Origin of the sequence: Streptomyces sp. NBC_01244 (genome assembly GCF_035987325.1) — a bacterium.
In the GTDB taxonomy this organism is placed as follows: domain Bacteria; phylum Actinomycetota; class Actinomycetes; order Streptomycetales; family Streptomycetaceae; genus Streptomyces.
The window spans coordinates 339,392-351,976 of record NZ_CP108488.1; the positions used below are offsets into that span (position 1 = coordinate 339,392).

At 72.6% G+C, this 12,585-nt stretch carries 9 protein-coding genes and 2 pseudogenes; 2 read left to right on the plus strand and 9 right to left on the minus strand.

The features are described from left to right. Positions 1–164: 164 nt before the first annotated feature. Positions 165–593, minus strand: coding sequence for a VOC family protein (locus OG247_RS01410; RefSeq protein ID WP_327250418.1), 429 nt, complete (start codon positions 591–593; stop codon positions 165–167). Between the two features lie 1,217 nt (positions 594–1,810). Between OG247_RS01410 and OG247_RS01415 the strand changes: the two are divergent. Both OG247_RS01415 and OG247_RS01420 read left to right on the plus strand, forming a co-directional pair. Further along, positions 1,811–2,657: pseudogene (locus OG247_RS01415) on the plus strand (ribonuclease BN). A gap of 267 nt (positions 2,658–2,924) precedes the next feature. Then, positions 2,925–4,634, plus strand: a complete 1,710-nt coding sequence (locus OG247_RS01420; RefSeq protein WP_327250419.1) for a SpoIIE family protein phosphatase — start codon at positions 2,925–2,927, stop codon at positions 4,632–4,634. Positions 4,635–4,717: 83 nt separating this feature from the next. Here OG247_RS01420 and OG247_RS01425 read toward each other — a convergent pair whose 3' ends face one another. The 8 genes and pseudogenes from OG247_RS01425 to OG247_RS01460 all read right to left on the minus strand — a co-directional run bounded on the left by OG247_RS01425 (position 4,718) and on the right by OG247_RS01460 (position 12,558). Beyond that, entirely contained in the window at positions 4,718–4,987 is a 270-nt protein-coding gene (locus tag OG247_RS01425; RefSeq protein ID WP_327250420.1) for a DUF6296 family protein, read from the minus strand. Between the two features lie 216 nt (positions 4,988–5,203). After that, entirely contained in the window at positions 5,204–6,568 is a 1,365-nt protein-coding gene (locus OG247_RS01430) for a mycothione reductase (protein ID WP_327250421.1), read from the minus strand. A 64-nt stretch (positions 6,569–6,632) separates the two neighbouring features. After that, positions 6,633–7,865 (minus strand): anhydro-N-acetylmuramic acid kinase, encoded by a 1,233-nt coding sequence (locus OG247_RS01435; RefSeq protein ID WP_327257302.1) that lies wholly within the window; start codon positions 7,863–7,865, stop codon positions 6,633–6,635. Between the two features lie 35 nt (positions 7,866–7,900). Further along, complete coding sequence (locus OG247_RS01440; RefSeq protein ID WP_327250422.1) at positions 7,901–9,223, minus strand: MFS transporter; 1,323 nt, start codon at positions 9,221–9,223, stop codon at positions 7,901–7,903. A 216-nt stretch (positions 9,224–9,439) separates the two neighbouring features. Next, positions 9,440–9,703, minus strand: a pseudogene (locus OG247_RS01445) (restriction endonuclease); the annotation flags it as partial. Between the two features lie 212 nt (positions 9,704–9,915). Beyond that, positions 9,916–10,944 carry an NAD(P)/FAD-dependent oxidoreductase gene (locus tag OG247_RS01450; RefSeq protein ID WP_327250423.1) on the minus strand — a complete coding sequence of 343 codons (1,029 nt, stop codon included), beginning with the start codon at positions 10,942–10,944 and terminating at the stop codon, positions 9,916–9,918. Then, the gene (locus OG247_RS01455) at positions 10,941–11,480 is read right to left on the minus strand and encodes an isoprenylcysteine carboxyl methyltransferase family protein (RefSeq protein ID WP_327250424.1); all 540 of its coding nucleotides are present in this window, start codon (positions 11,478–11,480) and stop codon (positions 10,941–10,943) included. The genes OG247_RS01450 and OG247_RS01455 overlap by 4 nt, the downstream gene beginning before the upstream one ends. Positions 11,481–11,487: 7 nt before the next feature. Beyond that, positions 11,488–12,558 (minus strand): type III polyketide synthase, encoded by a 1,071-nt coding sequence (locus OG247_RS01460; protein ID WP_327250425.1) that lies wholly within the window; start codon positions 12,556–12,558, stop codon positions 11,488–11,490. Positions 12,559–12,585: the final 27 nt, after the last annotated feature.

Consider the following 12,585-nt stretch of genomic DNA (forward strand, 5'->3'; position numbering starts at 1 on the left):
CTCCGTACAACCTGTCGCGCCCAGCCCGAGGACGGACGGACCCACCCGCTCTGGCCGATGTGGCGCGAGCCGTCGCTCGCAGACCCGCGCACGTCCCCGTCCCCGTGAGCCCGGCGCCGATGCCGATTGCGACGGGGGCGACGTCCGGTCGCCGTCTGGGATCGTCACCGGTCCCCGCCGTGGGCGGCGGGGTCCTCGCGTACGGCCGCGAGGACGAACGCGTGCCCTGCCGGATCGCTGAACCGGCGCAGCGTCGTGCGGTCGTCCAGCCGGCTGCCGTCCTCTTCGGCGGCCAGCGGGCGCGCACCGAGTGCCACGGCCTCCCGCTCGGCTTCGTCGAGGTCATCGTCCGCCACCAGGATCCGCAGATGGGCCTGTTGGGAGTCCTCCGGCGGCGGCCAGCTCGGCGGCAGGTGGTTCCGATCGCGCCGGATCCCGAGGGGCACCACGCCGGAGTCGCCAGTGACGAGGATCAGTTCCCCGTCCCCGGTCGCCGGACCGGCCGTGGCTCCGAGTAGTTCGGCGTAGAACCTGGCCAGGGGTTCGGGATCGGCGCAGTCCAGGACGAGAACGCTTGTCTTGAGTACCGTCATGACCCGCGTGTGCCCTGGGCCTTCGCCTGCACGCGCTCCGTACAACCCCTGCCGGTAGGTGAGTTGGACCAGTTTCCATGCCCGGCCAGTGGACGCAGCACGGTGCGCTGCGGCCTGCTGGCGCGCGGGGTGCTGTACGTACTGATGGGGAGGAACTCTCGGGAAGAGCTTCGGCGGCTTCCTCGTCTGGCCGTGGGCATGACGCTGCCGTGTCTGTCGGCCCTGTTCGGGGCCGGTGCGCGCTTCACCGCGGTCGAGAGGCGGTGGCCCAGGGCGACCAAGGTGCCGGGACGCTCCGTGAGGGCCCGCTCGGCTCGCTCCTTCGTCCGCGGATCCAAGGGACAGGTGGCCTCGTCAAGCAGCGGCAGAGCCGGGAAGGAGCCGGGCAGTTCGAGCCACTCGGGCGGCTGGAGGACCGGTGCACGGCGGTCAGTTGCACGCTGCCTGTCGAGGGTCTCCCCTGCCAAGGGGGTCGCAGCCCCACCGGTTGGCGAGCCGACGCACGAGGTGCTGGCGGTGGCCGCCGGGGGGGCCGGCCGGCGTACGGCCCGGGGCTCGGCAGCTCCGTCGAGCACCTCGATCCGCAGGCTCTCTCTCGCCAGCGGTCAGTACGAGCTCTTCGCAGCCGTGCCCGTGCAGGGCCGCGTTGGTCACCAGCTCGGAGACGACGAGCAGCAACGTGTACTCGACACTCTCCCGTCCGTCCCACCCCGGTCCAGCAGGGTCCAGCAGGGTCCAGCCGGTGAAGTCACGGCCCGTGCCGACGGCGCCCCGCACACCGCCCGGAGCGAGCCGACGCCGCTGGCCCATGACCGGCCCTCGCACGCGCACGCGCCGATGATCGCCCTCAGCCTCTCCCCTCATATTCACTGCCGCCTCACCCCGACCGTTGACTCACTGTGTTCGTCCGCGGCGGGTGGCCCTGTCCGCGGACCGCCCGGCCTACCCGGACTACCCGGACAGGCCGTCCCACGGCCGTCGGCGCCGGTCCTCGTAGGCCCGACCTGATCGTCCGGACACATGGGCGCCGTCCCCGCAGTGGATTCCCGTTCGGCAGGGTTCCACCGTGAAAGCAGCACCTGGAACGGCCATGCACATCACCTCACCCCCTGACCCACCCGTCCCCGTCACCGCACCCGCCGCCGACGCCCCTCGCGGATGCCTCGGAACCGGCCGGGGCGCAGCGGTCGTGGCGGACCCGGGCGTGTGCCGGTGAGATGACCAGATCCGGTGAGGCCCGACGGCTGTCGCCCTTTGGACGGATACGCAGCGCGGCCCGCCGCGCGCGGGCCGGACGCCGCTGGGTGCACGTGCGGGACGTCGACCTGTGGCAACGCTCCCTCGGGTTCGCGGCGCTCGGGTTCCTGACCCTGGTGCCCCTGCTCATCGTCGTGTCCGCAGCGGACACCCGCAGCGGACAGGGGTTCGCGCAGTGGCTGGGCGGCGACGGGCTCGGCGTATCGCCGACCGCCCGGGCGGAAATCGAGCGGCTCTTCGCCCTGCCCGGCCAGGCCTGGCGGACCACGACCGCCTTCGGCCTCGCGCTACTCGCCGTGTTCGGCCTGTTCGGCCTGTTCGGCCTGTCCTTCGGCACGATGCTGCAGGGCGGCTACGAACGGGTCTGGGACCTACCTCCCGTCCCGTTGGTGGGCCCGATGGCGTCACATGCTGTGGCTCGGCGTGCTGGTGGGTGTGCTCTTCCTCTCGGCGATCGCCCCGCCGTGGCGCGATTCCCCCGCCCGAGGCTTCGTCACGGTGGCGATCGGCACCCTCTTCTGGTGGTCCCAGCGCCTGCTGCTCGGCGGCCGGGTCCCGTGGACCGCCCTGCTCCCCGGGGCGGTGGCCACCATGTTCGGGCTTCTCGGGCTGCGGGTGTTCTCCCGGCTCGTCTTCTCGCCGCTGATCGCGTCCAGCGCCGTCACCTACGGCCCCTTCGGAACCGTCCTCGTCATCCAGACCTGGCTCGTCGGCATCGGCGTGGTCGTGTTCGGGGGCTCCCTCGTCGGCCGGCTCCTTCACGACGAGCTGCTGCGCCGGCCACCTCCGGTGGAACCCGGCCAGTGAGGCGAGAGCCGGGGCGGCCGGGACCCTGGCCCGACGGGCGGGCGGGCTTCGGCATGTGCAGAACCCGCGCCATCGGGTGGGGCGGGTTCTGCACATGCTGGCCTCGGTTCCACTCGCAGCGCTCTACGTGGCCCCGTGACGGCCGCGAACAGCATGAACAGCACGCCGCCGCCTCGGCTGCACGGGCCTAGGATGGTGCCCGGACCTGCGGGGTGCAGGTCAGGGGCGGGCGGGCCCGGCCCCCGGGTACGCATGGGAGGAAGACGGTTGAATCGGTTCGCCCGGCTCGCCACCCGCGTGCTCGCGGTCCCGCTCGGACTCGTATGCCTGGAGCCGGCCGGCGAGGCCGCCGGCGCGCTCCCGGAGTGCTGGCCGCCCGAAACGAGACCCGACCAGGCAGTACTGGAGTGCTGCCGCCGCGTCGCGGAGGACGGGCGACCCCGGTTCCTGTCGAGGGCCGGTGACGGCACCGCGGCCTTCTCGTTCGCCGGTGTCCCCCTGGTCGGGAGTTCCGGCGAGCTCCTCGGCGTCCTCGCCGTCATGGACCCCGGCCTCCGGGTCTGGAGCGAGGACGAGGTACAGGACCTCTCGGACCTGGCCGCCGCGTGCAGCGCCCAGGCCCGGATGCGGGTCCGCTCCGAGATCGGGCGTCAGGCCCGCGAAGCGGCCGAGGTGGCGGCCATCGCGGCCGAGGAAGAGGCCTCCCGGGTGCACGAGCTGCTCAACCGTTCGGAGCTGCTCCTGCGGGCCTCCGAGGACCTCGCCGACACCCGCGGCCTGGACGACGTACGCCAACGGGTCGGAGACCTGGTCAGCGGAGATCTGAAGCCGGCCCGGGTCGACCTGCTCCTGGTCCGGCAGGGGATGCTCCACCGCGTGCCGAGTCCTGTCGACGGTGACGCGGCCGCCGGAGGCGTTCCCGAACGGTTCGCCCTCGGCTCGCACTGGCCGGTCTCGCGAGCGGTGCGCGAGAACCGGATGGTCGTGGTCGCCGGGCCGCCTTCGGATCCCGACGCCCTCTCCGACACCGTGGCGAGCCCGGGATTCGACACCCTGAACCTTCACACCGCCGCCTGCCTGCCCCTGCGCGGCACGCACGGCATACTGGGCGCCCTCGTCCTGGGGTGGGACACCCCGCACGAGATCGGCTTGGACGAGCGGGCGGTGCTGACCACGCTCGCTGGTTACACCGCCCAGGCGGTCGAACGCGCACTCCACCTGGATGACCGCGTCACGGCGGCCAGCCACCTCCAGCGGGCCATGCTCACCGACCTCCCCGACGCACCCGGTCTGGAACTGGCCGCCTTGTACCGGCCCGCCGCACGGGACGACATGGTCGGCGGAGACTGGTACGACGCCTACCCATTGCCCCGCGTGCCGGGCAGCGGCGTCGCAGGGGCGCTGGCCCTCACGGTCGGCGACATCACCGGACACGACATGCGGGCCGCCGCCCTCATGGGACAGGTCCGCAGCATGTTGCGCCAGGCGGACCACGACCACCCCGGCCAGGGACCGGAACAGGCCCTCAGCGCCCTCGAGCGGGCCTGCCGGCGCCTGAACCTGCCGGCCAGCGGCACCGCCGTCCACGCACACATCCGTCCGGTGGCAGACGGTCACTGGCACCTGAAGTGGAGCAACGCCGGCCACCCCGCCCCGCTCCTGCTCACCCCGGACGGCGGAGTGGAGAACCTCACCGACCACGATGTCCTGCTGCACCACACCCTGCCGCCCGGGCCCCGCACCTGCGGAACCCGTTCGCTTCCTCCGGGCAGCACGCTGCTGCTGTACACCGACGGGCTGGTCGAGGAACGCGGCACGGACATCGACGAGAACGTCGAGCGCCTCGCCCGAGAGCTCGTCACGGCCCCGCCGGGCATCCGGCTGCACGCGTTGCTGCGCTCACTCCTGGACACCATCGGGCCTCAGGAGGCCCAGGACGACACCGTCCTGTTCGCGGTGCGCGTCCCCGCCCCCTGAACCGCGGACGGAACGTCCAACCCAGCGACCAACCGACCGTGGTCCTTCCCCGGCGGGATACGGACGCCCGTCCAGGTAACGGATCACCCGGACAGGAGCCGGGCCGTGACCCCGTGCGCCGGTTCCTGACCGGCCCCGGTGGCCAGTACGCGCACTTCCGACTGCTCACTGATCTCCGCCTGGATGATGCCCGTGACGTCCTCGTAGACCGGGTGGCCTCCCGGCCCCGTCCGGTCCGTGACGGTCACCCGCACGACATCCGGACCGCCCTCGGTCATGCCGGGGAACACCAGCTCGTACGCACGCCGTACCTCGCCTCCCGGCACGTCCGCCACCGGATCCGTTTGTCCCATCACCCTCTCCCCTCTGCGCCGGTGCCGACGCGGGACAGTCGCAATGAGTCCTTCCGTTTCATCCTCCCCCTGCCGGACCGATGGTGCTGATCGTGGAAGGGACCGGTGGCGATTCCATCCGCAGGGCCTGTGTCCACCACGCCTCCAGGAAACCGGCCGCTGCCCCAGCCTGCTCGCGGGGCCACCGCGGGCTGGTCGCCCCAGTGGAACGGAGCACTAGTCGAGGTCGAGGAGGGCCTTCTCGACGAGCTCGGTGAGCGCCGGGTGGATCCAGTACGGGGATCTGGCCAGAGTGGGCGCGTCGATGCCCAGGGTCATCGCCAGGACGAGGGGCTGGATGAGGGTGGCGGCCTGCGGGCCCATGAGGTGGGCGCCGAGCAGGCGGCCGGTGCCGCGTTCGGCGAGCACCTTGCAGAAACCGGTGGTGTCCTCCATCGCCCAGCCGTAGGCGATGTCCGCGTACCGGGCCTCGCCCACCAGCGGATCGAGGCCCCGGTCGCGGCAGGCTTGCTCGGTGGCGCCGATCGAGGCGATCTGGGGGCTGGTGAAGACGGCCGCGGGCACCAGGTCGTGGTCGGCCGTGATCAGGTCGTCCGGGTGACGAAGGTTGTGGGCGACGACCTGCGCCTCGCGGTTCGCCACGTGCTTGAGCGGTACCGGTGTGCAGATGTCGCCGAGCGCGAAGACCCCTTCCGCGGTGGTGCGTTGGTACGCGTCGACGACGATGCGGCCGTCGTCGTGGGTGGCGATGCCCGCGGCGTCGAGGTTCAGGCGATCGCTGTTGGGCACGCGGCCCGCGGCGACCAGCAGCATGTCCGCCTCAACCGTGGAGGCGTCGTCCAGGGTCAGCCGCAGGGCGCCCGGACGGCCGCCCACCGCGGTCACTTCCCGGCCGAGCCTGAGGTCGTAGCGGGAACGGACCAGTTCGGTGAACCGTTCGGCGATCGTCTCGTCCTGCGGGCCGAGCAGGCGGTCCTGCGTCTCCACGATGACCACGGAGCTGCCGGCCGCCGCGAACACCTCCGCGAGCTCGGCCGCGATGTAGCCGCCGCCGAGGATGGCCAGTCGCCGGGGCGGGGCTTCGATCCGCATGACGGTGTCGGACGTCTCGTACGGCAGCGAGGACCCGAGCACAGGTGCGGGTACCACCGGGCGGCCTCCGGCGGCGATGACGATCTGCCGGGCGCCGATGTCGACGAAGCCGTCCGCGCGCTCGACCCGCAGCTCCCGCGGGCCCGTGAAACGTGCCCTTCCCTCGTACACGGTGACGGAGTGGGCCTCCCGGCGCCCCCGGCGGCCCTCCTCACGCTCGGCGTCCAGGCGGCCGAACACCCGGGCACGCATCGCCTTCCAGCGCACCCCGAGGAGCTCGGCGCCCACGTCGTACGTACCGGCTTCGCCGACGGTCCGGGCCACGTGCGCGGCGTAGGCGAACATCTTGCTCGGGATGCAGCCCGCGTTCAGGCAGGTTCCGCCGAACCACTTCTCCTCGACGATCGCGACGTCGAGTCCGGCGAACGAATCGTCGATGACGGCGTTGCCGGATCCCGCACCGATGACGACAAGATCGTGCTGACGCATCAGGCCAGGCTACGGGCCCCTCGGCGCGGGGCGAGTTTCTGTTCGTCCGTTTTCGGCCTGCAATTTACGTCACCGCGCCCTGCGCGGGGCGCGGGGCGCGGACGACCAGGCGGTCGGGGGCCGTCGCCAGTGGTGCGGGCAGGGTCCGGCCCGCCGCGCCGGGTGTGAGCGAGCCGAGGACGCTCGGGTGCCGGGCGCCGGTGCAGGAGGGGAGGGTCGCGGGCAGGGCGTGCGCGGTGAGCCAGCCCAGGACGGCGAAGGCGTATGCCTCCTTCGTGCCGGACGGCAGTCCGAGCTCGTCCGACGTCCGCAGCACCACCCCCGCGCCGCCCCCGCCCAGTTCCTCCCGCAGCCACCGCATCAGCACCGGGTTGCGGGTCCCGCCGCCCGACGCGATCACCTCCGTCGCCCCGAAGGGCCGGACGGCGTCGGCGACGGTCCGTGCCGTGAGCCGGGTCAGGGTGGCGACGACGTCCTCGGCGGACAGCGGCCCGCAGGTGTCCAGCGCCGCGCGCAGATAGGGCAGGTGGAACAGTTCCTTGCCCGTCGTCTTCGGTGCGGGCAGGGCGTAGTACGGCTCGTCCAGCAGTTTGCGCAGCAGCCCCGGGTGTACGGTTCCGCGGGCGGCGAGCACGCCGTCCACGTCCATGAACCGTGCCCCGCCCGGGGCGCCCACCTCTGCACGTTCCTGCACCGCCGCGTCGATCAGCGCGTTGGCGGGTCCGGTGTCGAAGGCCAGCGGTGCGCCGCCGCCCAACCCGTCCGCGACCACCGTCACGTTCGCGATGCCGCCCAGGTTGAGCGCCACGGGGACGCCCGGCCGCCCGCGCAGCCACATGACGTCGAAGACGCTGACCAGGGGCGCCCCCTGTCCCCCGGCGGCCACGTCCCGCGTGCGGAAGCCGGAGACGACGGGCCGGCCCGTGGCTTCGGCGATCCAGGCCGGCTCCCCGATCTGGAGCGTGCCGTGCACCCGGCCGGCCTCGGCCCAGTGGTAGACGGTCTGCCCGTGCGAGGCGATCAAGTCAGCTCGTCCGTCACACAGTTCGCGGTCGGCCCGTACGGCCGCCGCGGCGAAGGCCTGTCCGATGCGCGTGTCGAGCCTGCACACCGTGGCCAGATCCGTCGCGGCGGGTGGCAGCGCCCCGGCCAGCTCCGCCCGCAGCCCGTTCTCGTACGCGGTACTGATCATGCCGAGCGGCGTGAGCACCAGCGTGTCCCCGTCCATGGCGAGGTCCGCGGCGGCCGCGTCGACGGCATCGTACGAGGTGCCCGACATCAGCCCCACCACGCGCAGGGCGCCCGCCCCGCGGACGCCCACCGGCGGGCCGCTCACCGGAGCGTCCGCACGTGGTCGTCGCCGCGCAGGGTCAGCAGCGCGGCGACGCTGACCGCGCAGGCGGCCGCGGCGTAGTACGCGGGAATGTCGGCGTCACCGGTCCACGCGACGGCCCGGGTGATGATCAGCCCCGCGCATCCCGAGAACACGGCGTTGGACAGCGCGTACGCCAGCCCCAGCCCGGTGTAGCGCACCGTGGTCGGGAACATCTCGGACAGCATCGCAGGACCGGGTCCGGCCATCAGTCCGACGGCAGCCCCCGCAGCGAAGAGCGCGGCCCCCTTCACGTACACCGGCGTGCCCGTGTCCTGGACCAGGTTCAGCAGCGGCAGGGCGAGCACGGCCACCAGCAGCGCTCCGGCCAGCATCACCGTCCGCCGCCCGAGCCGGTCGCTGATCGCGCCGGCGGGCAGGATGGTCGCCGCGAATCCCAGGTTCGCCAGCACGGTCGCCACGAGGGCCTGCTGGAACGTGGCGTTCAGCGTGTTCTGGAGGTAGGAGGGCAGAACCACCAGGAAGGTGTACCCGGCCGCCGACCAGCCCATGACCCGCCCGGCGCCCAGCGCGACGGCCTTGGCCGTCTCTCCGGCGGGCGGTCGCCGCGGGGGTCCACCCGCCGGAGAGAGGGCCGACACGAAGGCGGGCGTCTCGTCCAGGCGCACGCGCAGCCACAGTGCGGCGAGCCCGAGCGGAAGCGTCAGCAGGAAAGGCACCCGCCAGCCCCAGGCGTTCAGCTCCGAGGCGGTCAGTACGGTCGCCAGGAGCGCCGTCGTACCGGCGCCCGCGATCAGACCGAGCGAGACCGTGAACGACTGCCACGCCCCGTACCGCCCCCGGCGGCCCGGCGGCGCGCTCTCCGTCATGACCGAGACCGCTCCGCCGAACTCCCCGCCCGCCGACAGCCCCTGCAGGATCCGCAGCAGCGTCAGCAGCCACGGCGCGGCCGCGCCGATGCTCGCGTACGTCGGGAGCACGCCGATGAGAGTCGTGGCGCCGGTCATCAGGCAGATGACCAGGACGAGCGTCGGCCGCCGGCCGATCCGGTCACCGAGCCGCCCGAACACCGCCGCCCCGACGGGCCGGAAGAAGAACGCCAGGGCGAAGGAGGCGTACGTCTTGACGAGCCCCTCCACCTCGCTGCCGCCCTCGGGAGTGAAGAAGTGCGCCGCGATGACGGTGGCGAGGTAGCCGTAGACACCGAACTCGTACCACTCGATGAAGTTGCCGACGCTGCCGCCGAGCAGCGCCCGACGGGAACCGGACCGCCGGGCCGCTGCCACGGATGAGAGGACCGGTCCGGGGGCGGGTGAGAGCATGGAGGCAAGCCTGCTGAGCAGGTGGCCGCTCCACAAGTTCCGTCCGCCATATGCCACACAGGGCGATGGGGCGGAGAGTCATATCTGACACGAACAGCCGTGTCCTGTCCGGACTGGCCAGTGGTGACTGCGGCCGCCAGCCCACGGATGAGCTGGACATGGCCAGGGCCCCAGGATGCCGATCCTCCAAGTCGCAAGACGAGGCGGTCTCGCTCGTCAGGCGGTGGACACCTGCGCGGCGGGATCGCGGCTGCCCGATTCCCAGGGCGGGGCCACGGCCGACTCGGTCCAGGCGGCCAGGGCTTCGCCGTCGACGCAGACGATGCCGCACGCGTCGGCGTACTCGAGGGCAGGGGTGGTGTAGGCGCTCGTGGTGACGACGATCGCCACGTCGGCGCCGTGAACGGCGAAGCAGGTACCGCCGAAGCGCTGCAGGTCCTGCGATCCGACGCGATGGGTGTCGGCGTAGTCGGATCCCTGCGCGGGACCGGCTGATCACTCTCTGAAGGACGGGGAACCTCATGCCCTTCCTCATCTGACCCGGATCGCCGCCCGCAAACACACAGGCGGACCGCCCTGCGAGGCCTGGGCCGGACGAAGCAACCGGGGAGCGGCGTTGCGATACGGCGGGTCGCGTCACCCCGGACCGCGGTCAGCTCCTTCCCACCTGGATCCCCGACAGCGCCACGTACTCACGACAGCAGGTTCACGGCCTGCTGGAACAGGCCGGGGAAGCGGGCGGCAGCTGGGGTGATCAGGGGCGCCAGCCGGGGCTGGTTGCGGGCCCAGAGCAGAGACTTGGTCAGCACCCGGTAGTTGCGGGACAGCTGGCGCCACGCGTCTTCGTAGGCTTCGGGGCGGCCTTCGCGCAGGCAGCGCACGAGTTCGGCAGCGGCCGTCAGAGCGAGGGCGAGTCCCTCGCCCGTCAGGGCGTCCACGTATCCGGCGGCGTCGCCCACGAACAAGACCCTCCCGGCCACCCGGGAGCGGGCCTGCTGGCGGAGCGGACCCGCGCCCCGGACCGGGGTCCGGCCCGCAGTGCCGAGTTGGGACACCAACAGCGGGAATCGGGCCAGCTGTGCTTCGTACGGGAGGCGTTCGGACGTGAGGACGGCGATTCCGACCTGGTGTGGGCCCAGCGGAGTGATGTAGGCCTCGCAGCCGGCCGACCAGTGCACCTCCACCAGGTCGCTCCACGGTTCGACGGAGTAGTGGCGCCGCAATCCGTACCGCGGCGGCCGGCGCCCGGCCCTCGGCCGCTCGTCCAGGCCGAGCGACCGCCGGGTCGGTGAATGCAGTCCGTCCGCCGCCACGAGATACCGGGCGGCCATCCCGTCCGCCGTGACGTGGTCGATGGACTGGCTCACCTGGCGAACCCGGCGGCGGAGGATCGGAATGCCGAGCTGGACGGCCCGGTCGGTGAGTGCCTCGTGGAGCAGGGTGCGGCGCGCGCCGAGGCCGTGGCCCGTCCGGAACACGGCCTCGGCGCGCCGTTCGCCCACGGCGTCCACGTAGCGGATGCCGCGCAGAGGATGGCCCGGCACCTTGACGCCGAGGGCGTCCAAGGCGCGGACCGCACCCGGCATCAGGCCTTCTCCGCAGGCCTTGTCGATGGGCGCGGGACGCGGTTCGGCGACCACGACGTCGAACCCGGCGAGCGCTCCGTGGATCGCGGTGGCCAGGCCCGCGGGGCCGCCACCCACCACGAGGAGATCGATCACTGAGCCGCGCCCAGGGCGGGTAGCGGGCGTGTGGGCGCCAGTGCGTCGTCCTCGCAGCGGATGCGTACGGACAGCAGGGCGGCGTTCAGCAGCGTGAAGCCAAGGGCGGTCACCCACGCGGTGTGCACCAGGGGAAGGGCCATGCCTTCGACGACGACGGCCAGGTAGTTGGGGTGACGCAGGTACCGGTAGGGGCCGCGGGTCACCAGCGGAAGGCCGGGGACGATCAGCACGCGGGTGTTCCAGCGGGGGCCCAGGGCTCCGATGCACCACCACCGCAGCCCCTGGGCGGCCAGCACGAGGACGAGGGCGGGCCAGCCGAGCAGGGGCAGGAAGGGCCGGTCGGCCGCCCACGGCTCCACGAGGCAGCCGAGCAGCAGGGCCGTGTGTAGGGCGACCATCGCCGGGTAGTGCCCGGCCCCGTACTCGAGCCCGCCCCTGGACCGGCTCCAGGCAGCGTTGCGGCGCGCCACGAAGAGTTCCGCGAACCGTTCCGCGATGACCAGCAAGATCAGCAAGGTGTACGGCGTCGTCATAGTGCAATCACCAGGTCAGCAGGACGAGTTCGGAGGAGAAGCCCGGACCGAAGGCGATCATCAGGCCTGCCGATCCCGGCCGTGGCGCTGCGGCCCGGGTGTCTCGCAGGATCTGCAGCACCGAGGCGGAGGACAGGTTCCCCGTGGCGGCCAGCGCTCGACGGGAGGGGGCCAGGGCGGAGTCCGGCAGGCCGAGTTCGTCGGCGAGCGCGTCCATGATCTTCGGGCCGCCGGGATGGCAGACCCAGGCCGCCACGTCCCGGGGCTTGAGGTCGTGAGCGGCGAGGAAGGACTCGATCTCCTCCGCCACGTGCAGCCGGACGAGCTCGGGGACCTCCCGGCCGAGGACCATGCGGAAGCCCCAGTCGCCGACGTCCCAGCCCAGGAGGTGCTCGGTCCCCGGGTACAGGCGGCTGCGCGTGGCCGCTACGACCGGTCCGGACGTGCCGGCCGCGCGCGCTGTCGCGGGAGCGTGGTCGCCGCCGACCGCCACCAGAGCGGCGGCCCCGTCGCCGAACAGGCTTCCCGCCACCAAGTTCGCCATTGAGGTGTCCGTGGGCTGCAAGGTCAGCGAGCACAGTTCGGTGGACAGCAAGAGCGCCGTACCGTCCGGATGCCCGGTGAGGAAGTCGTGCACCCGGGCCAGCCCCGCCGCACCGGCGGAGCAGCCGAGTCCGAACATCGGCACCCGCTTGACGTCGGGCCGCAGGCCGACCCGTGCGGCCAGCCGGGCTTCCACGGAGGGCGCCGCGATCCCGGTCACTGTCGTCGAGACGACCAGGTCGATCTCCTCGGCGCGCACCCCCGCCTCGTCGAGTGCCCGCTCGACCGCTTCGGCGCCCAGGGCGACGGCGAGTTCGACGAACAGGCGGTTGGTGTGGCCGAAGCCGCCGAGCCTCCGGTACACGTCCAGGGGGAGGGCGAGGTGGCGCGTCTCCACCTGGGCCGCGCCGTGCAGCCGGCGCAGGAGCGCGCTGTCGGCCCCGGGCGGCAGACAGGAAGCGAGGACGTCGGTGATCTCCTGCTGCATGTAGCGATGGGGCGGGAACGCCGTGCTCACCCCGAGGACGCGTGTCATTGGTCCAACATAGGGACAGCAGGGCGC

Excerpts from the sequence above, each read along its gene's own strand:
- OG247_RS01410 (WP_327250418.1), bottom strand. The coding sequence starts at position 593 with ATGACGGTACTCAAGACAAGCGTTCTCGTCCTGGACTGCGCCGATCCC.
- OG247_RS01425 (WP_327250420.1), bottom strand. The coding sequence starts at position 4,987 with ATGGGACAAACGGATCCGGTGGCGGACGTGCCGGGAGGCGAGGTACGG.
- OG247_RS01430 (WP_327250421.1), bottom strand. The coding sequence starts at position 6,568 with ATGCGTCAGCACGATCTTGTCGTCATCGGTGCGGGATCCGGCAACGCC.
- OG247_RS01440 (WP_327250422.1), bottom strand. The coding sequence starts at position 9,223 with ATGCTCTCACCCGCCCCCGGACCGGTCCTCTCATCCGTGGCAGCGGCC.
- OG247_RS01455 (WP_327250424.1), bottom strand. The coding sequence starts at position 11,480 with ATGACGACGCCGTACACCTTGCTGATCTTGCTGGTCATCGCGGAACGG.
- OG247_RS01460 (WP_327250425.1), bottom strand. The coding sequence starts at position 12,558 with ATGACACGCGTCCTCGGGGTGAGCACGGCGTTCCCGCCCCATCGCTAC.